Source organism: Pseudomonas rustica, assembly GCF_049959085.1.
GTDB lineage: Bacteria > Pseudomonadota > Gammaproteobacteria > Pseudomonadales > Pseudomonadaceae > Aquipseudomonas > Aquipseudomonas rustica.
In genome coordinates, this window is record NZ_CP188200.1 from 1,166,395 (window position 1) to 1,186,346 (window position 19,952).

Annotated in this window: 18 protein-coding genes and 2 pseudogenes; 7 read left to right on the forward strand and 13 right to left on the reverse strand. The window is 52.0% G+C overall.

Translation table 11 applies throughout. The annotated features are described in order from the left end of the window. The first annotated feature begins 54 nt into the window (after window positions 1-54). Window positions 55-945, forward strand: coding sequence for an ATP-binding protein (locus ACP3TY_RS05520; RefSeq protein WP_282352585.1), 891 nt, complete (start codon window positions 55-57; stop codon window positions 943-945). Continuing rightward, entirely contained in the window at window positions 942-1,424 is a 483-nt protein-coding gene (locus ACP3TY_RS05525) for a GAF domain-containing protein (RefSeq protein ID WP_053122361.1), read from the forward strand. Before ACP3TY_RS05520 ends, ACP3TY_RS05525 begins: the two co-directional genes overlap by 4 nt. Here ACP3TY_RS05525 and ACP3TY_RS05530 read toward each other — a convergent pair whose 3' ends face one another. The 5 genes and pseudogenes from ACP3TY_RS05530 to ACP3TY_RS05550 all read right to left on the reverse strand — a co-directional run bounded on the left by ACP3TY_RS05530 (window position 1,425) and on the right by ACP3TY_RS05550 (window position 8,115). Further along, window positions 1,425-4,370 carry an HD domain-containing phosphohydrolase gene (locus ACP3TY_RS05530; RefSeq protein WP_426619393.1) on the reverse strand — a complete coding sequence of 982 codons (2,946 nt, stop codon included), beginning with the start codon at window positions 4,368-4,370 and terminating at the stop codon, window positions 1,425-1,427. 48 nt (window positions 4,371-4,418) lie between these two features. Then, window positions 4,419-5,735 (reverse strand): annotated as a pseudogene (locus ACP3TY_RS05535) (ATP-binding protein); the annotation flags it as partial. 832 nt (window positions 5,736-6,567) lie between these two features. Next, window positions 6,568-7,626, reverse strand: coding sequence for a reverse transcriptase family protein (locus ACP3TY_RS05540; RefSeq protein ID WP_426619394.1), 1,059 nt, complete (start codon window positions 7,624-7,626; stop codon window positions 6,568-6,570). Next, entirely contained in the window at window positions 7,586-7,909 is a 324-nt protein-coding gene (locus ACP3TY_RS05545; RefSeq protein ID WP_426619395.1) for a helix-turn-helix transcriptional regulator, read from the reverse strand. Before ACP3TY_RS05545 ends, ACP3TY_RS05540 begins: the two co-directional genes overlap by 41 nt. Window positions 7,910-7,950: 41 nt before the next feature. Then, a complete protein-coding gene (locus tag ACP3TY_RS05550; protein WP_426619396.1) occupies window positions 7,951-8,115 on the reverse strand; it encodes a hypothetical protein in 165 nt (54 codons plus the stop codon). A gap of 522 nt (window positions 8,116-8,637) precedes the next feature. Here ACP3TY_RS05550 and ACP3TY_RS05555 point away from each other — a divergent pair. After that, on the forward strand, window positions 8,638-9,498 hold the full coding sequence (locus tag ACP3TY_RS05555; RefSeq protein WP_426619397.1) for a hypothetical protein: 861 nt from the start codon (window positions 8,638-8,640) through the stop codon (window positions 9,496-9,498). Between the two features lie 238 nt (window positions 9,499-9,736). Here the strand turns inward: ACP3TY_RS05555 and ACP3TY_RS05560 are convergent, their stop codons facing one another. The 4 genes from ACP3TY_RS05560 to ACP3TY_RS05575 form a co-directional block, all read right to left on the reverse strand. Continuing rightward, window positions 9,737-9,931, reverse strand: a complete 195-nt coding sequence (locus ACP3TY_RS05560) for a hypothetical protein (RefSeq protein WP_426619398.1) — start codon at window positions 9,929-9,931, stop codon at window positions 9,737-9,739. Between the two features lie 95 nt (window positions 9,932-10,026). Continuing rightward, entirely contained in the window at window positions 10,027-11,145 is a 1,119-nt protein-coding gene (locus ACP3TY_RS05565; RefSeq protein WP_426619399.1) for an HNH endonuclease, read from the reverse strand. A 169-nt stretch (window positions 11,146-11,314) separates the two neighbouring features. Next, a complete protein-coding gene (locus ACP3TY_RS05570) occupies window positions 11,315-11,941 on the reverse strand; it encodes a hypothetical protein (RefSeq protein WP_426619400.1) in 627 nt (208 codons plus the stop codon). 455 nt (window positions 11,942-12,396) lie between these two features. Next, the gene (locus ACP3TY_RS05575; protein WP_426619401.1) at window positions 12,397-13,092 is read right to left on the reverse strand and encodes an SOS response-associated peptidase family protein; all 696 of its coding nucleotides are present in this window, start codon (window positions 13,090-13,092) and stop codon (window positions 12,397-12,399) included. Window positions 13,093-13,191: 99 nt separating this feature from the next. Between ACP3TY_RS05575 and ACP3TY_RS05580 the strand changes: the two genes are divergently transcribed. Then, window positions 13,192-13,623 carry a LexA family protein gene (locus ACP3TY_RS05580; protein WP_426619402.1) on the forward strand — a complete coding sequence of 144 codons (432 nt, stop codon included), beginning with the start codon at window positions 13,192-13,194 and terminating at the stop codon, window positions 13,621-13,623. Further along, entirely contained in the window at window positions 13,610-14,890 is a 1,281-nt protein-coding gene (locus ACP3TY_RS05585; protein WP_426619404.1) for a Y-family DNA polymerase, read from the forward strand. The genes ACP3TY_RS05580 and ACP3TY_RS05585 overlap by 14 nt, the downstream gene beginning before the upstream one ends. A gap of 17 nt (window positions 14,891-14,907) precedes the next feature. Here the strand turns inward: ACP3TY_RS05585 and ACP3TY_RS05590 are convergent, their stop codons facing one another. Beyond that, complete coding sequence (locus ACP3TY_RS05590) at window positions 14,908-16,131, reverse strand: hypothetical protein (protein ID WP_426619406.1); 1,224 nt, start codon at window positions 16,129-16,131, stop codon at window positions 14,908-14,910. A 790-nt stretch (window positions 16,132-16,921) separates the two neighbouring features. On the opposite strand from ACP3TY_RS05590, the gene ACP3TY_RS05595 reads away from it, so the two are divergent. After that, the gene (locus ACP3TY_RS05595; RefSeq protein ID WP_426619408.1) at window positions 16,922-17,665 is read left to right on the forward strand and encodes an abortive infection family protein; all 744 of its coding nucleotides are present in this window, start codon (window positions 16,922-16,924) and stop codon (window positions 17,663-17,665) included. Window positions 17,666-17,821: 156 nt separating this feature from the next. After that, window positions 17,822-18,040, forward strand: coding sequence for a hypothetical protein (locus ACP3TY_RS05600; protein ID WP_426619410.1), 219 nt, complete (start codon window positions 17,822-17,824; stop codon window positions 18,038-18,040). Between the two features lie 340 nt (window positions 18,041-18,380). Here ACP3TY_RS05600 and ACP3TY_RS05605 read toward each other — a convergent pair. The 3 genes and pseudogenes from ACP3TY_RS05605 to ACP3TY_RS05615 all read right to left on the reverse strand — a co-directional run. Then, a pseudogene (locus ACP3TY_RS05605) lies at window positions 18,381-18,644 on the reverse strand (LysR family transcriptional regulator); the annotation flags it as partial. 131 nt (window positions 18,645-18,775) lie between these two features. Next, window positions 18,776-18,994, reverse strand: coding sequence for a lipocalin family protein (locus tag ACP3TY_RS05610; RefSeq protein WP_426619412.1), 219 nt, complete (start codon window positions 18,992-18,994; stop codon window positions 18,776-18,778). Between the two features lie 219 nt (window positions 18,995-19,213). After that, window positions 19,214-19,921, reverse strand: coding sequence for a hypothetical protein (locus ACP3TY_RS05615; RefSeq protein ID WP_426619414.1), 708 nt, complete (start codon window positions 19,919-19,921; stop codon window positions 19,214-19,216). Window positions 19,922-19,952 lie beyond the last annotated feature (31 nt).

The following is a 19,952-nucleotide window of genomic DNA, read 5'->3' on the forward strand; positions in this document are numbered from 1 at the left end:
TGTGTGTCGTGGCTGGATCGCCATCATCACTGTGAACGAGCCCGAGGAAAAGACGTGGATTCCCGATTGAATGCTTTTCTTGAACGCGCCGAGTCGGTTCTGGCGCGGATCGAACCGTTGTTGCCGGCACCGCGTCCGGTGATCGACTGGAACACTTGCCTGGCCGCGCGCTGGCAGCGTGACGGGCGCAGCGGTTATTTGCTGCCGCTGGAAGTCAGCCTCGACATGCGTCTGTCCGACCTGATCGGCGTCGACCGTCAGCTCGAACAACTGGGCCGCAACACCCAGCAATTCCTCGACGGCATGCCGGCCAACCACGCCTTGTTGTGGGGCTCGCGTGGCACTGGTAAATCGTCGCTGGTGCGCGCACTGCTGGCGGAACACGCCGCAGCCGGCCTGCGTTTGATCGAGATCGAACGCGATCATCTGGCCGACCTGCCGCGTGTGGTCGAGCAGATCGGCAAACTGCCACAGCGCTTTGTGTTGTTCTGTGATGACTTGTCGTTCGAATCCGGTGAAGGCGATTACCGCGTGTTGAAAAGCGTGCTGGACGGCTCGCTGGAACAGGCGCCGGACAATGTCTTGTTGTACGCCACATCGAACCGTCGCCACCTGGTGCCGGAGAAGGAAAGCGACAACGAAAACTGGAAACGCGTCGACGGCGAGTTGCACCCAAGCGAAGCGGTGGAGGACAAGATTGCTCTGTCGGATCGCTTTGGCCTGTGGCTGTCGTTCTACCCATTCACCCAAGAACACTTCCTCGACGTCGTTGAACACTGGATCGGCCAGTTGGCAGCCAAGGCCAATCTGAGCTGGCAGCGCGACGAAGAGCTGGACATCCTCGCCGTGCGTTGGGCCACTGGCCGCGGCAATCGCAACGGACGTTGCGCGTACCAATTCGCCCGCTACTGGGTGGGACTGAAATTGTTGGAGCACAAGGCATGATTGATTTGCAACAAAGCGGCCAGGGTCTCGAAGGCTATGGCATGTTGGCCGCGCAACTGGAATCGCTGCTGGCGGACGAACGCGATTTCATCGCCAACGCCGCGCAGTTTTCGGCGTTCCTGTTTAACCAGCTCGATGACCTGAACTGGGCGGGTTTCTACCTCAACCGCAACGAAGAGCTGGTGCTCGGCCCGTTCCAAGGGCAGATCGCTTGCGTGCGCATTCCGTTTGGTCGCGGTGTCTGCGGCGCGGCGGCAACAACCTTGCAGACGCAGCGAGTTGAAGACGTTCACGCGTTTCCCGGCCATATCGCTTGCGACAGCGCGTCGAACAGTGAACTGGTCGTGCCGTTGGTCAAGGACGGCCGCCTGATTGGCGTGCTTGACCTCGACAGCCCGAAGCTGGCGCGTTTTGGCGCTGACGATCAGGCCGGCATCGAGCAACTGGCGGCGATTTTCCTGCGCCTGACCGACTGCTGATCATGCGCTGACGCCAGCCTTGCGGAGCAGGCTGGCGGGATCCACCGCATCGATCTGCAGCGGATCAAGAAAGCGCGTGGCGTACTGCAAATACACGCCTTCGTTGATGAACAGGCCGAACAGCTCAGGATCAATGTGCGACTCGTGGCTCATCGTCGCCATGATATTCAGCGCCTCGCTCAAGGATTTGGCCTTTTTGTAAGGCCTATCTGCCGCCGTCAGTGCCTCGAAAATATCGGCAATCGCCATCATCCGTGCCGGCAGGCTCATTTCTTCGCGTTTCAGACGTTTCGGATAACCGGTGCCGTCCATTTTTTCATGATGGCCGCCGGCGATTTCCGCGACGCTGTCCAGATGCCCGGGGAAGGGCAGGTGGCTGAGCATCAGGATCGTCTGCACCATGTGATGGTTGATGATGTAACGCTCTTCGCGGGTCAGCGTGCCGCGGGTGATGCTCAGGTTATATAACTCGCCACGATTGTATTTGTAGCGCGGCACGTCGAGTTTGAAACCCCACGGATTGTCTTCCGGAATCAGCTCACTGTCGGCGCGTTCGAGCAAGTGTTCGGGCTTGTCCGCAAGCAGTTTTTCCCGCACTGGCAGAGTCGGCGCCGAGGTTCGCGACTGGCGACGGTTTTCTTCCCATGACACCCCCAAACGATCGTCGAGTGTGCGCATCCATGTGCGCTGGCCCAGCTCATTCAGTCGTTGCAGATCCGCTTCGGCCATCGCCTCACTGCCCAGATTACAGCGGGCGACGAAGGCGAAATCTTCATCGAGTGCCGACAACGTGGTGTCGCGCAAATCGCTGAGCTGTTCTTCGTTACCGCCCATGGCCAGTGCTTGCCAGTAGCTGATCCAGGCATCGCGTTTGAGCACCTCAAAGCGCGTGCGAATCTCATGGATACGGTCGTTGATGGTCTCCAGTTTGGTGGCCTTGTCGACCACGTATTCAGGCGTGGTGACCTTGCCGCAATCGTGCAGCCACGCGGCAATGTGCAGCGCCTCCCATTCATCTTCGCTGGGTTGATAGGCCTTGAAGGCTGGGGCGTGACTGGCTGCCGCCGCATGAGCGAGCATCAGAGTCAGTTCCGGCACGCGCTGGCAATGGCCGCCGGTGTAGGGACTTTTTGCGTCGATGGCGCCCGCCAGCAATTGAATGAAGGCGTCCAGCAGTTGTTTCTGCTTGGCCTGCAACCGTTGGCTTTCGATGCTCACCGCGGCGGCGCCGGACACGGCCTGGAGAAAGGCGATGCGATCCGGTCGCAGTTTTTCCAGGTCGGCGGACGTGCCGCTGTCGTTCACCAGCAAGATCAGCAGGCCGATGGTTTCGTTGTGGCGGTTGCGCAGGCGAATGCCGATCAGGTGCACGCGCGGCGAAGCCATCGCGAGCAAGACTTTTTGCAGGTCGCCGGCCTGTTCGAAACCCAGGTTGCTCACCACGTTGTCGGCGTGTGCCAGCTCTTGAAACCATGCCGGACCTTGATGTGCCTGCAGGTCGTGGCCCTGAATATCGAAATCTTCGAGGGTTTGCGCGGTGCCGTCGATGACCATCCCGTAAGGTTCCATTCGATTACCGTCGCTTTCGCGCAGGTAGATCAGGCCTGCCTGAGCCTGGGCGATCTGCACGGTTTCGAACAGCACTCGCTGTAACAGCGGCGCGAATCGGGTCTCGGCGCAGAGGCTGTCGGTGATGCGGAAGAAACTCGCCAGCGTGTCTTTCATTCGCGCCATCGACACACTCAACTGATCGACTTCCAGCACCGGTGAGCGTCGGGTCAGGGGGAAATTGAAATCGAAACTGCGAATTGCGTCGGCCTCCTTGACCAGCGCATGCAGGGGTTTGACCAGAATTCGTGAGATCAACCAGCCCAGCGGCAGGCACAGCAATAACGTCGCGAGGGTAATCAGCGCGCCTTGCCAGCGCATGCGGTACGCGTCGACCAGCAACTCGTCCTCTGGCACCAGCAAGGCCAATTGCAGACCGCGCGGCCCACCTTCCTGCATGCTGCTGCGGGCGACGATCCATTGGCGACCTTCGGATTCCAGGCGATTGCCTTTGTGCGAGCCGGACAGCAACGCATGCAATTGCGGACTGAGATCAGTCACCTTGGCCAGCCGTGCGGTGCGATCGTCGACGATCAGACGGCTGCTGTCGGGGTAGGCCACGGCATTGCCGTCGGCATCGAACAAGGCGATTTCGGTGGCCGGGGTGACCACGTGTTTGGTCAGCGTCGCGGACAGCGCTTCCAGCGTCAGGTCGGCGCCGATTACGGCGTTTTCGCCACTGCGCCGGGCGAGGGTGGTGCCGACATTGTGGGTGGAGAAAAATACGTAGGGTTCGGTGGTGATTTGCTCGGCCTGCTGTCGGGCGCTGGTAAACCAGGCGCGGGTACGCGGGTCATAAAGGTCTTCGGGGTTGTCCTGCCGGGTGATCGGCGTGAGCGATTGATCAAAGAACAGCGATTGCGACCGTGGCGGGCCATCGGCACTGTGCTCAATGCTCCAGACCTGAAACGCTGCGGCCTCCGGTGCTTTGAGCAGGGTTTTCAAAGCACCATTGCGCAACGGTCGCACCATGAAGAAGTCACCGTTTGCATAACCCAGATACAGCGAGGCCAGATCCGGATTGTCCGTCAGTGACTGGCTGAATGGCCTGAGCAAAGGCAGGCGCTGATCCAGCGCCAAGGCCTGTGTGGCTGGGTTGTCTGCCAGCAGGCTGAGCAGATGGCGAATCGGCTGATAGGTGGCGTGCAGGTCGACGCGTACATCCTGTTCGATGCGGTTGAACAGTTTTTCGCTGCTCGACAAGATGATCTGCGTGGTCTGTCGGTAATTGAACAGCCCTAGGATCACCCCTGTAAGCAGCAATAGAAACGTAAACATGACGCTGATGTGCACATGCAGAGGGAACCGGCGTTGTTCCGGGCGCAGTGGGCTGGGCATTTCTGGCTCTCCAAAAGGTTTAACTCACTGCTCAGCGCCCAAGCATAGTTAAGGCACAGTCATTTTGCCTTGGTCGGCCAGTGCCAATTGTTGCTGCAACGCCTGCTCCAGTTCGAGCATCACCTGATTGCTCGCCGCACAGCGCCGCGCAATCTCGTCTGCCGACATTGACTGGTTGCAGGCTTGTTCCAGTGCGTCGCAGCATTCGATCACTCGCGAAGCCTGTGCAATGCGTGCCGCGCCTTTGATCTTGTGGGCGACCAGCGCCAATGCCTGGCAGTCGTTCTGCGGCGACAGCGCGAGTAATTCTTCACGGTCGAGGCGGCTGCTTTTGAGCAACTCGGCCAACAATCGCCGACCCTGTGCAGGGTTGCCGCCGGTCAGCAAGTTCAGGCTTTGCAGGTTGAATGCCGGCGCTTGGGGTGCCGGGGTGATGCCGTCCACCCAGTGGCTCAGTTGGCTCAGGCTCAAGGGTTTGAACAGGCAGTCGTCCATCCCGGCCTGTTTACAGCGCAGGATTTCCTCGGGTTGAGCATTGGCGGTGAAACCCAGCACCGTGCACGGCGGGCTTTGGTTCTGCTGCTCATGCAGGCGTATCGCGCGGGTCAGGTCATAGCCATTCATCAACGGCATGTTGCAGTCGGCGATCACCAGATCGAATTGACCTGCTTTCCACATGTCCAGTCCGCTGCTGCCGTTTTCGGCGAGGCTGCACTGGTGCCCCAGAAACTCCAGTTGCTGACACATCAGCAGACGATTGGCCGGGTGATCATCCACCACCAATACGTTGAGTGGGGCGAGTGATGCCTTGATCGGCGGCTCGGCTTTGCGGGTGATCACTTCGGCGGGAAATGTTTCCAATGGCAGGGAAATACACACCTGAGTGCCGATCCCGGGATGGCTGCTCAACTGCAGTTTTCCACCCATCATTTCGCACAGGCTGCGACTGATCACCAGACCCAGACCCGCGCCACTGCGGGCTTGCTGAGCGCTGTTCTCCGCTTGGGCAAAAGGCTCGAACAGACGCTGCTGATCTTCGGCGTTAATGCCCACGCCACTGTCTTGAACGGTCAGTTGCATCAATGAACGCGCCGGATCGTCGGTTTTCATCAGATCGAGAGTGATCCTGATTTGGCCATGCTCGGTGAACTTGATCGCGTTGCTGATCAGGTTGGACAGCACTTGCTTGAAGCGCAGCGGATCCAGTTGCACGTCGACCGCCAGTTGCGGCGGGTTGAACGTCATGTGCAGTGACAGGTTTTTTTGCCGCGCCAGACCATCGAAGATGCGCGTAACAGACGCCACCGTTTCGACCAGGTTGACCCGCTCCGGGCTCAGGCTCAGGCGCCCGGATTCGATCCGCGCGTTTTGCTATTTACGCGAAGAATCCCATTTTTTTATCATTCTTTAAAAAGAAAAAATTGTACTAAAGAAGCCATTAAAAAGAGATTTTTTTCAAAAAAATAATAAAACATCTGTTTTTTTTGTATCAGTGATTGATCGATATTTCATAGTTTGTGGATTAATTAATAGCTTTTAAAATTTTTTCGTCACAGTGTCCGTCAAGCGAAAAATGTGAATGGGTGGCCAAAGTCTTCTGTAGCCGGGGTTCGTTGATTGTTGACGATACATTCAGCCAAAAAACTTGTTACCTTATTGGCCGCTACTGCATAAAATTTTATCGTTATGACACTTTTTATAAAGTTATTGGGTCAATATGTAGCAATTGGTTGGTAATGAATAATAAATAAGATAAATACACAGGCTAATCTGGCGTGTAGGAATGGGCAAAATACAATGTTGGATTTGGTTAGGGTATGTTTTTTTATGATATTCTTTGCAAAATCACAAAAGGGTAAAAAATGAATAGCTATAGTTTTCGTGCTGAATGTCTACATGATGCTTTAAATTTTTTAGCTGTAGTGGGTGAGCGCTCAAGAATTTCTGCATGCGGCTTTCGTCAAGATGACATATTCCCTGATGTTGAGGTGGAGTTGGTCGTAGGTATGTCGCTGGTAGAACTTCGTAAAGTAGCGAATGAGATTACGGACTTGCACGTTATAAATGAGTCGCTAGAGAGGAAATGAGGATTGGCTTGCGAAGAGGATGTTTGGTTTAGCTTTTATCGTAGCTTCATGAATGCAGCATATGCAGCGGAGTAGGTCGCTGCGACTAGTCTTCAACATGATTGCAACAGCTATTCCTGCCAAGGCGGAATGAAATTTTCATCGACGGTTTCCGACTTAGACATTTTTGAATATCCCGGTTCGCTACTAACTGATGTGAGGAAGAGTTTCTGCGAAGCTTTTCCAAACTCAATTGCAGCAGGTAAATTACGCGGGTCGAGGTACGCGGCCTCTCCGAGTAAACCTCCAAGTTTGTATTCAAGCTCTTTTTTTGTCAGCCCATAATTCTTCCCATTGCCTTGAATCGCCGCCTTGATCAGCCTCATTTTTCGGTATCTTACATTCGGTACCCGAATACCGCCCTCATGGACTACAACGCCAGTGATGTGTTTGGGGACGTCAGCGTCGAATACTCTGGTTTTTTTGGAAGCGACCACGTGTCCGTATTTGCGAATCATGTCTTCAATCTGCCACAAGAAATTGCGGCTAATGCTTTTGCCTGAAAAAGTGAGGTCGTCCACGTAACACGTGAAGGTCAATCCGTGCTTGCTAGCAATCGCGTTTAACTCATCGAACAGTGCTTTATTCGCATAAAACGATAGTAGTGGGCTAAGTGGACTTCCTGTTGGTAGGCAATTTTCAAAGGTCGTCAAGTCGGCATACAAGTTTGCTACATCACCTGGCGCTTTTAATGGGCCGCTGAAGAAATTGAAGACTTTTGATTTGGATGTTGAGCCAAAAAAATTACGAATGTCTAACGTTGCAACGCATTTTCCTGAAAGATGCATTTGAGCATTATTTTTGTATGAAGTACCTTTTAGCGCAAATTGCATATATTCAGGGACTTGAACGCAGCGAAGGAGCCTCAGGATTCGCTCATGCATTGCAAGAAGTCTTGGATTTGGCTTCTGGACCTGCCGAACCTTAGGTTGCTTGCCTAGTTTGAAGGGATCTACTTCAGGCACTAGCTCGAACTGTTTGTAATCACCGATGCAGTCGGTGATGTTTTTAATGTCAGTAGATAAGGCAGTTGCAAGCTTCGCTTTGGTGGAGGTGTTATATAAAGCGCTTTGAGAGATGTCGTAAGACTTACGCTCTTTTTTGGTTTTCTTTTCTCGTCTTGGCTTCATTCTTGTTTTCCATCCATTCCAAGAGATGAATCACTTTTTTTGCGACGCTTGTTCTTAGCTTTGTCGTAGGTTTCGCGGCGTCCATATTTTCCGAAAAAAATAAAATGGAAGATAGCGGGATTTCAAAATACTCACTGTATTTAGTCAGCAGTTCAATCGTAGGTTGTTTTTTTCCTGACTCTAATTCTGATAGGTGCGAGTTTGATATCCCAAGCTCTTTGCAAAGCTCTGTTTGGGACATGTCGTGGTATGTTCGAATCAAGCGTAGTGCCTGGTTCAGCATTATCGATTCCTCCAAAAGTGACAACAGCGGGGGTAAGGCAGTCAGAACAGGTCACGAACGCTTTCCGAGATCTTGGGCCAGTGCTTGTCGATCAGAGCTAAAGCAAATCCGATCCAACGTACAGCACCGAAAACCACCTTCAACCACCTAATCTTGCGTCGTGTCTTAACTGCCGGGCGTTGCTTGGCGGGTTTTTCAATTTTCATCTCTGTGTCCTTATTGCCCCCTCGGATTGAGAGGTCTCGCGCGCAACTGGACTGAAAATTGGAGCAAGCAATACTTTTCCCCCCTTCTGAGCACCTGCTTCCGGCTCGCGCGGAAGCAGTATCCCTTCGCGGCCCGAGACCTGTGACGCTGAGGCTTCGGAACGCGTGGGGAAGGGTCAGAGGCGAACCTCCACAGGGCCAAGGCCCCCACATCTACGAGTAAATCTCCCTACCGCATGTGCAGGCTATTCTCGGCAAAGCGAAAAGTCAAAATAATTTCGCTATGAGCGAAATTATTTTTGTCGCGTGAACGTTTTCTTCCTATTTCCTTTTTCAGCTCGCCCACGAAGGCTCTCAATCCGGCAGCTGGCGGTAGCGGCGACGTGCTTCGTTGACGCGTCGCCAGCTGAGCACCCCCGTTTAGGTTACGTTCGATGGCGAAAGCTTCGGTTAGCTTTCGGTTGCATTGCACAGAGCCTTAACATTTAAATGCCTGGAGTGTTCTCACACAGGAATGGATTCATGTTCAATCTTTTGGTCGCAGCAGGGGGATGGAATGGGCGTCGTGATGATGTTTCGTTAGGGCGTGTTTACATCGATCCGATGCAGGAGCTGGAATGGAAGGTCGGCAATCTCCCCAATTTTGATCTGATGCGAACGCTACCTGCTGTGTTTGCCCCTGAAACCTTCGGAGATGGCACAGGGCAGGTTGCGCGTGTTGGAGAAATCATCAGCACGCGTATCCAGGGGGGCACTGTATTAGTTGAATACCGATACGATCCTGGCATTCCGCCGATCCCCCAAGTGGATCTGATCGCACTTGCTCCTGCGTTAGGAATTCACATTCCGCGACGAGGATTCGGCCCATTCGCGCATAGTCATTGGGCGATAAAAGACGCAAATTTGTTCAAAGTATTGTTGACTGAATGGCGCGAGCCAGTCCGTCAACCTGTCGTCTTTCAATTAGAGACGCCGCAGCGAGTACGCTCTAATCTATTGTCTGCAATGATGCCTTTCGCGGGCTTCGATTCCGTCTGGCATGCGATCCAACGCGCAGCGACGTCAAATGGTATGGAGAGTGGCCGAGCAGACAACCGTTGGGATCACCCCGCAATAATTCAAGACGTCGTCGCTCTAATTGACCAAGCAGCCATTGTCATATGTGACTGCACCGGCAAAAACGCCAACGTGTTTTATGAGATGGGAATAGCTCACGCGCTTGGGAAAGAAGTGATAATCATCACTCAGAACCCGGTAGACATCCCTTTTGATATCGCCCATCTTCGGCACATACGTTATTTGGGAAATGAGGAAGGAACTCGACAGCTTGAAGCCGATTTGGCAGGCCGAATCGCGTCACTTAGAGCACACACCACCCTTTGATCACCCGGGGAACATCCAGTGGTTGAGTCTCAAAATCGTATAGTGAGTGACCGTGTACATTGCTAGTCAGCGACCAGTGGGTCAATCAGTTCTGGCCCCTGATTCCGCACGTTTTCCACCTCTTTGCCAACCGAACACCAGACGAAGTTCCCAACCTTCCGACAGCACTCCCAGGCTAGCTCCGAAGCTCGTAGTGGTGAGGCATTCGGATCAACCCACTCATGAGCATGCTCTGCGCTCAGTACGACGGGACGGCGGTTATTAATGTCGACCATCCCTTGGTCGCTGTCAGCCGTGTAATCTCGAAACCGTCTCGCTCGCCCGGTTCGAGCCGTAATCGAACCTGACCAAGTGCAGCGAAAAACATCGTGCGCTCATCTCTGAGCTTGATGAAATACGGCTGTTTCTTTTTGGGGTCGGCAGTGTCTTTCACCCACTCGTAACAACCGTTTGCCGGCCCAAGCAGTAGTGTGGCTGACTAATCGCTTCTGGCCGGATGGGGCTGTGTAGATGTGGATTAGTGGCAGTCTATAGAGAAAGCCGGAAACTCTCGATCTTATGCTTGACGACCTCTTCTGGGTGCCGGCCATCCCGTTTGGCTATCAGCATGGAGTGCACGTCTTCATCGCTGAACACCAGAATCAGTTTCTGGTGGAGTACCCACTGTTCCCTCATCGTATTCAGGCCGCCCGCAACATCGCATCCTTGCCGTGAAAAAATCATCCCGAAGAGTCCAGTTCCATGGGGTTTGAGATAATTGGCGACTTGAAGAATTTCGCTTTTCCCTACCTTCTTGGCGCCATTTTTAGCGTCTACTACCACGAAATCGGCCATGTAGTTGCGCTGCATAAAATGCCAGAAACCGCTTTCTGCGTAATTGGAAAGTATGAAATCACGGCGGTTGGTCTTCGTATGGTCAGCATGCTCGGACAAGGGTTTAGTCAGGGGAGGGCAAAAAAGATGCTCCAAAATATTCCCGATTAAGTTTTGATACAGGCTCCAGTCTCCGGTGCCTTTTTCGCATTCCTTCAATCTGGTCGAGAGTTGGTCTTCACGTGTTAATTTTGGCCCACGTTTGGCACTTCTTGATAGAAGACTCCTGAAATAGCCTCGATCCGCATTTGCCAGTTGCTCTGCAAATTTAATGGTCAGGAAGTCTAGGTCCCAGAGCTGGATCCCAGCAGATTTGAGTGCCTGGGCATCAGCGTCGCGCAGGGTTGCGGCAATGGCAAATACAGGTTGGCACTCTCCATATACTTCCTTGTAGGTGTTCAGTTGCGAGATGACATTGCCGATATTGATATGTGCAAAAAGATCTGGAGACTCGCATTCTACGAGCAGCCTGGTGCGTCGGATTTGGTCATCATGATTCGCTAAAATATCCGCGCGAAAGCGATGCTTTTTCCCGAAGATTGCATCTTGTGCAATGTCGCTGAACTGACCATCATCTCTGAGCAGGTCTGAGAGGAAATTTACAAATTCAACCCTTGGAGGCGTAGGGCCGGCCAGGAAGTGGCAGTCTTCACACATTACAAAAAGATTATCAATGTAGTTTATTACCCCCTCAGATTTTGGCTTGATGTGCTCAATGCACGGTAGGTACTCAATTTTTGCTTGGCAAACCTGGCAGGTGGTGTAGCTTCCCATCGTATTTCCTATTTCCTATTTCCTATTTCCTATTTCCTATTTTCTTTGAACAGGAGCAGGGTTCACCGCATATTTCCAGAGATCGCTCATGAGCAGATCATCAGCCATACATGGCACATCGCCGTGTTCTTATCAGGAGCAACCCAGAATCGTCTGAAGGTTAAACGATTCAAAAAGGAAGCTCGTCGTCCGTAAGTAGGGATATTTCAAATGCAGAAGCAGCTTCTTGCAGCATTTCTAGAGTCCATAACTCAAGATCGAATCGGTGTACTGATATGCCAGTGACAACCTCAAAAAAAATACCGTCCAAATTCTTCAAATCCAAGTTTCGGATGGTTCTCACAATTGGTTTAATCTCCAGGCCGCTCCAATCTAGGTTAAATGAGTCTCCTGGATCGAGTTTGTAAGGGAAAGAACCGCTATTTTTTTCAGTGAGATCATGCTTTAGTGATCTTCGCTTTTTACCATGGCATATTCTAAGATCATTAACTGTGCAGCGCCGCAACCCCTTACAGCCAATGGTCAAAGTGAGCCAGGCTAGGCTAGGCTCTTGGATTAATATTAGCTGTTCGCTATCTCGTTCTAATTGAAATTTTTCACTACGTCTAGTTATAGAAAGGCTAACGACAACGGCCAAAAGCGCACCTACGCCGGATACCCAATCTCCAACACTTCCCCAATCTGGAACGAATCTCACAGTCGACTGTGGATTGAGGTTGATCCCGGCTGTGAGACCCGCGGAAGCAGATAGTACACATAGGGTGATACCCGCGAGAATTACAGCGAAAATCTTCATTTACACCTACCTGCGTTCGGGAAGCTGTGCATTATATGGCAGCGTTGGTTTGCTGGCACAACTCGTTATGATTAAAAAGTCTGTGCGTCTCGTAGCAAAAGGCACCCAGAATCGAATCTACTAACCGCATTAGCCAAGCTGCATTTTAGGTCGGGGATCTCGTCCTAGTTCGAAATTGTTTGATTGATTGCTGAGCCGATCCACATCGGAGGCCGATTGTTGTTTTTCGCGAAGGGCAGCAAATGGTCGATTGCTACCCGTCGTGAGGCGGACCGACCTAAATGGTCGCATTTAGCCAAAATAGAAGTGATCACTCAGAAAAACTCGCGATGATGCCAGCGGATTGCTAATTCTCTTCTAAAGCATCTTTTGATGCGCGAACGATTTGGAAGTTGGATTGCGTACTGACGCGGGTTCGATTCTTATCTTGTTTGTGAAAGTACCCGGATATCTAACTACTCGGAAGCCAACGGTTCGATCAATTCCGGCCCCTGATTCCGCACGTTGCCCACCTCCTTGCCAACCGGATACCAGACGAAGTTCCCAACCTCCCGACAGCACTCCCTGGCAAGCTCCTCAGCGCGTAGTGCTGAGGTATTCGGATCAACCCACTCCCGAGCATGCTCAGCGCTCAGGACAACAGGACGGCGGTCATGAATGTCGACCATCCCTTGGTCGCTATCAGCCGTGATAATCACGAATCCGTCTCGCTCGTCTGGTTCGAGCCGTGCTCGAACTTGACCGAGTGCAGCGAAGAACATCGGGCGCTCATCCCTGAGCCTGATGAAATACGGCTGTTTCTTTTTCGGGTCGGTAGGGTCTTTCACCCATTCGAACCAGCCATTTGCCGGCGCAAGCATCCGGCCATGTGGCCAAAGCTCCTTGAAGAACTTTCCTGTCATCACCGTCTCGACCCTAGCGTTTATTGGATCAGGCCGCTTCCCCTTTGCCCAGAATGGCGACCATCCCCAGCGCACCTTGTTTATGCTTATCCCGTCCTCCACCGGCCGAATAATTTCCACGCGGGTGGTTGGAGCTACGTTGTAGCGCTCTATCGGCCAGAGGTCGTAGCCGTTGATGATGAGCTGCTTAGGGGCCAGCTCCTTGAGGTAGTGGTCCATGGACTCGTAGATCGAATAACGCCCGCACATGCTGTCACCCGTCGAAATTTTCTACATATGAGATTGACCTAAAGCGAGGCAAATCGTTAACTGTATACATATACAGTAATCCGACGCAGAGCGTGTCTCATGAGCATCATCTTCCTAGGACCGCTATCATCTGGCGGCGAGAAGCTCCCTTTCTATTCCTTCCAGGTACCGGCGGGTTTTCCATCCCCTGCGGCCGATCACATTGAAAAGCACATCTCACTGGATGAACTGTTCAACATCCGGGCGCCTCATGTGTATCTCGTCAAGATCGAGGGCGACAGCATGCAGGGAGCCGGCATCTACGGGGGAGACCTGATTATCGTGGACCGTAGTGTGTACGCGGAGCACGGTGACATCGTGATCGCAGCGCTAAATTCAGAGCCCATTTGCAAGCGTCTGCACATGCGTCAGCACGAAGTGATTTTGATGTCCGAGAACCCAAAGTACCCCGCGCGGCATGTAATGGAAGGCGACGAGCTATTGATCTGGGGTGTGGTGAAGTACAGCGTGCGCAGTCATGAAAAAGCCTGAACCGGTATTCGGACTGATTGACTGCAACAGTTTCTACGCTAGCTGTGAGCGGGTCTTTCGACCAGATCTTGCGAAAACCCCCATCGTAGTACTGTCCAATAACGATGGCTGCGTCATCGCCCGCTCATACGACGCGAAGCCCTTCGTGAAGATGGGGGCGCCATACTTTCAGATCAAAGACCACCTTCGTCGTAACGGCGTGGTGGCGTTCAGCAGCAACTATGCGCTATATGGGGACATGAGCGAGCGTGTGATGACCATCATCGAGTCCCTAGTACCTACCCTTGAGGTTTACAGCATCGACGAAGCGTTTGCGGATCTCACAGGGGTACCCGGTGATCTGACAGCATTCGGCCGCAAAGTCCGAGCAACGATATTCAAGCAAACAGGCATACCTGTTGGAGTGGGGATCGCTCGTACCAAAACCCTTGCGAAACTGGCAAACCACACCGCTAAACGTCTTCTCGATAAGACGGGTGGAGTAGTGGACCTTTGCGATCAATTCAAATGCGATTGGACACTGCGCAACACAGATGTGGGAGAAGTGTGGGGCGTTGGCAAACGTATGAAGGCACACCTCGAATCTCTCGGAATCAAGACGGCGATGGACCTAGCAAACGCTGATCCAACGATGCTCAGGCAGAAGTTCAGCGTGCTCATTGAGAAGACCGCTCGCGAGCTTGCCGGCACACCTTGCCTGGAGCTTGGGGAGGCCGACCCACCGAAACAGGAAATCTGTTGCAGTCGAATGTTTGGCACTCGCCTAACAGACATCGAGCCAATCAAAGAGGCGGTGGCGACTTACACCCAGCGTGCTGCCGAGAAGCTTCGGGCGCAGAATTCTCTCTGCAAAAAGATACGAGTCAGTATCCGTACTGGAATGTTCAACCCAGAAGAAGCAAAGTATGCAAACGGCGCATTGGTCGAGCTACCGTATCCCACCAATGACGTAAGGTTGATGACGAAGGCTGCAACTGAGGCAGTCAATCGACTGTTCCGGTCTGGGTTCAAATACAGCAAAGCAGAAGTGTTACTTATGGATCTACGACAGCCCGGTGAGTTCACCGATGACCTATTCGCCTTTTCGCAGCCTGCTTCGGTGGGCAAGGTGATGGGTGTTCTTGATGAGATTAATGGCAGGTGGGGGCGAGGGACATTGCGTGCAGCAAGCGTTCCATCTGATCCTCAATGGGCTATGAAACGAGATCTCATGAGCCAGAGTTTTACCACACGAATGGATCAGCTATGGACAGTGAAATCTCTTTAACTGTCAGCAGTCTTGCATTAATCATCATAGCTGTACATTTTGAAACGCAATCCTAGACGCATGCTGAGCACCTGGCACGCAGCTCTATAGGCTGCCTCGTTCTGATATCGGTTCTGTGAACGTGGCAACCCAGGAATATCAATATGCGCATGATCGTCCAGTGTGTCAGCAATCCCGCTCTGGATCATATGCTGCACAACTGGATGCGTTATTACTGCGGTTTCTGCCCATGCGTCACCAGATGGGCCCCACTTAGAGTTACTGTGCATTGCATAATTATGCGACGCAGATGTGCCTTCGATGGTTGCCTCGGCAATGGCCTCGGAAATTGCTACGTCAATTTTGCGATCAAATACAGTTAAGATATTTACTGCTTTCACTATTGCAGTGGGGTAAAGCTGCTCTATAACTTCAATACTAAGTGAGCGAGTTGCCGTAGCATGAAGCTCATCAGTTATGATGATATTGGTGTCCAGCAGTCGTCGCTCGTCGAATAGTGTCGCGAAACTATTCATGCCGGAGTGATAAAGTCCGGTCATCAGTTGTTGAATGGTTTCTGCGCTGTCCCAATTGTCGACGATGATATACAACTTCGATATGTAGCAGTTTTCTTCCGTAGGCCCAAGCAATCGAATGGCTGGTAGTCGTAGCTGATAGAACGGTGTCCAAAATCGGTTGTAAAGTTTTATTGGATAGTCAATTTCACTAGTGGTTGGTTGCCAGTAAAGCTTCTGGCTTCGATAAGTATTTTCCGATGGGGCTGGTCGAGTTCGACGGGCTGCAAATGAGCCGACCTCAGATTCGATGAATTCAGTAACCGTATCTGTATCGTAGTCGAATAGGTTATCAGGCACTCGCCTAGTTTCGTCATTGCTGGTCACTGTGTGGAGGCCCTCTCGCGCCCCGGCTGTTATCAACTCAGTTTTCAGTACCGCAATTGCAAAGCGCTGGTGGACCGACTCCTCACGCCAGTCGCCATGGATCGTGGGGTAGATACCACCTGTGGAAAAGCACAAAGCAGCGTTATGGTCGAAGCCTATGAAATCTCCATGTATGAGAGGGTAAATTGGAGATAGTCCACCGAATTTTATGATTGAATTTAAGGCTAAAAGAGAGTCACCTTCGAAGTCCAAATGCAGCCTTTCCTCTGCCAGTTGATAGTACCACTCAGGAGCGGACTCACAGTCTGAATGGACGATCAGAGGGTGGAAATGGTGCAACATCCATTTGGATGCACTCATTTCTCATCTCGAATAGCAGCATCGATATAGATATCTAAGCTCGAAACGGAGCGATGCCCCGAAAATCGTTCCATCAGTTCTTTGAGCCTTTTGTGTTTCATTATTGTCCCTATGATTTTTTCGGCTCGCTCCTGGTGTGGCAAGGCAGGGTATTTACACGATGATCTTACTTCGGCCTGTTTGGAGAATTCGATGGGGGTCTTAGACGCCGAATCGCTATCGGCACTGTTTGTGTTAAATTGCGCCGCGTTGTGTCGATCATGAGGGTTCATTCTGAATGCTCGCCGTCTTTGAAATGTAAGTCTCAGGAAAGTCCAAAGAGTGGATGGCGTCAAGAAGGAGTCGGCTTCATTCGTAGGCTGTAATTATTACTGCTATTGTGTTTAGTTGGCGATTTTTGTCATTGTGTGAATTGTTTCGATCTTTAACGTGTTGAATATTAAGTGATGTCGCATATGAATGGTAAGTTTTTATCAAAATATATATGTTTTTGTAGTAAATACTCGGCGGAGTGGCGTGTTGTTTTTAGGAAATTAAATCTCGATTTTCCGATAGGCGGAAGAATACATGGCGTATAGAACTTATATAGCCTGCGGTGCGACGACTGCTTCCTACACAAGCGGCGGCTATGAATTACATCAGTTTGGTCTGGAGTTTCTCGCCAGTAGGATTAACACGAGCGGCGCATCGCAGTGGGCCGGGCAGGGTTCAGGCTTCATACGCGCTCGGTCACATTCGATGATGGGCTGCTATAAGGGTAGGGATCACAGACGGTGAAGGTGCAGAAGCTATGGCTCTCATCGATGACGTTGACGGCTTGCAATCGATCTACATCAATCGCGCCACCGGAAACGGGAACGACGACGATGAACGGGATTACCCTCTTTACCGGCAGAGCGTTCTTGATGACCCTCGTGTGGCCTCGCTGGTACCCGCTTGGGTGCGTCGTTACAGGAACTTAGATCAATTTTGGGGGTTCATCCAGCCAAAATTCCCAAGTTACGCCGAGCGTAGGAAGTTCATCTGGGATGAGTTTAGGTCGCTCGTTGACTTCGCTGAATCGGGTGGGGAGCACCCTTCAGATCTCGTTGTCTCTGAGGCGCTGGACCGCATTGAGGCTGAGCACGTTCGTATCGCTTGGACAAAGGCGCTTGAAAGGCGCTCAACTGATCCCGAGGGAGCTATCACGATGGCTCGAACGCTCCTGGAGTCAGTATGCAAACACATACTCGACGAAGCCGGAGCAAGTGACCATGAGTCGACTCCTGACCTGAACAAGCTCTACAAGCAAACGGCTTCTCTTCTAAACCTGACGAAGGCTCAACATGAAGAGGTTGTGTTCAAGCAAATCCTTGGAGGGTGCACAGCCGTTGTCGAGGGTTTAGGGGCGCTGCGGAATCGTTTGAGCGATGCCCACGGAAAAGGAAAGGGCGGGGTGAAGGCCGCCCCCCGTCATGCAGAGCTGGCAGTGAATCTGGCGGGTTCGACTGCGCTTTTCCTGCTTGCCACGTGGGAGGCACAGAACGGGGTTTGAGTATGGTATCGCACAATTGGAGGAAAAGATCGGGTTCGAGGCAGATGGGGGTCAAGTTAACCCAATACCTGGATTTCATGGGGCCTGAACCAATGACTTGAATCAAAACTGGTTTCAGCTAGCCTTCACCGCACCGGCCATCCAAGGACGATTGCTATGCCTAATAATTCTGAAGCCAACATGCATGCAGCTGACGCTCTCACTCTGCTACTGCACAACCAGCATGCCCTAGCTGCTGCCATTGAGGAGGTGACTCTATGGCTCTCAGAGAATGGAGGGGGTAACGTTGCCGCTAATGCGACAGCTGCCCTGAATACTTTGGATACGAATGCCAAAGGTCTTACAAATTCGATCATGCGACTGCGGCAGCTATAGTCTTCGTTCGTACTTTGACTTCGAGCGATTTCCTGAGCTATCCGGAATATGGTTCTGTTGACCGTGGCAAATTGCATTGCTGCCTACCCTCGCTTGCCTTGCTACTGCGTCGCCTACGCACAGCGCTAACCATAACCTTTGCATTCAAGCGACTAAAAGACGCCTGAGTGACGACCGACGAAGACCGGCAGATCTGTTACAGACTGGTTGAATCCGCAACCCAAAGCGGACGGTAGCAACAGGCAGCAATCGGCCAGAAGCTGTCATTGGCCCTTCACCTCAGTGATTCGTCACGTTCCTTGGGCATCGCTCGAATTGAGCCCTTGGTTTCCTACGATTATTACGTCACTGCGAAAAGAAACGCCTGTTCTTGCAAGCTCGTTTTGATCAATGTGGCCAATTGTTGGGTGGCCGGTGTAGGGGCATCGCCACCGCTGTGAAGCACATAGCCAATGTTGGGCACGGGTGGTAAGCCAGAAACTACAGCGAGATGGCTCGGCAGCCCAACGCGGGTGCGTAGCGTCAGGCCCAATCCGGCGGCGGCAGCCGGCCAGATACCACCGACGCTGGGGCTGGTGAGGGCGATCCGCCAGGATATCTTCGCCGGCAGACGTGTGAGGGCGCCCTTCAAGTACTCGAATGGATCATGCTCTTGAGTCGCGACGACTGAGTCAAACTCGCCATAGTGGGGGAGCATTCCAATAGGGTAGAGCAACGCCGATCGGCCGACATCGATTAGATCTGGCGCGATGCGAATGAACCATTTACCAGTCGTACTCGAAGCTTGTCCGTCTTTCCGGGCTCCTTCGCTTCAGCGACTCCATGAACCCCGTTCCAATGACCGTCATATTCCTTGCAGCGATTGGTGATGTCGATGCGACCGTCGTGTCCTAAACCGTATTGCGGTTTTGACTGCTCGCAGTTGCGCTGGAATATCATCAGTAAACGAGCCATTTCATACCATGAGCTTTGGAATATTTGTAGATTGACCTGCATGGTGGCGGGTGGCTGTTCTTTGTTTCAGTCAGCGCATCCAGCGAGTGCCATGCTGAGCCAGGAAACCAGAGCAATTTTGTGCATCGACGTAGAGAAATCCATTTGTGATGGCTGGGCGCGAGCCACCATGAATCAAGATAGCCGACCTTACATAAGATTCAACAAGAGGAAATTATTTTAGCCTAACCTTAGTCCGATCATGCCGCACATTATTCCCGCCGAAACAATAGAGCTTAGGAATAACCCGCTCCACCATATCCTATTTGCCGTCACATCTTTTGTGCCATGGGCAAGCATGATTACTCGGACACCAGATGCTAAATGTGTTAATGCAAAGAAAACCCCAAGCGCGTAATGTGGGAAAAGCCTTATGTTCCAAGAGTCATGAATCAGTCCAGCCGGTAATCCAGTAGCGAACGCCCAGTCCGTAGGTATGTTGAGCCACATCCGAGCAAAAATGAAGACGGAGTTCATATGTCCTAGAATGAATACCGCCATGAATATTCCGGAAATAATCTGGAACAAGCGATAATAATCAACTACCGTCTCACTCCAAGTCCACGCCAAGCGCAGACCGCTGATTACTTGGAAAATTAATACGGCCACCAGGATAGGTTCGATAAATTTTGCCCTATAAACTTTACGGCCAATATCCATGACCGTCGCATGTGCTTCAGGGCTGACTAAACCAAATAGGTGATTAAAAATATGAAATAATATATAAGCCGTGGCTATTACGCCAGCGATGCCATGAGCAACACGAAGACGTGGGGAAACAAGCTTTCTTTGAGGCAGTTCAGCTTCCGTATGTCTCGATGCCAAATATCCGAATATCAACCAAGCGGGAGTCCAAATCCAAGGATCTGGGATTTTGCTGCCGACCATGTATGTGATAACTCCGAAAAAGACGTAAGCA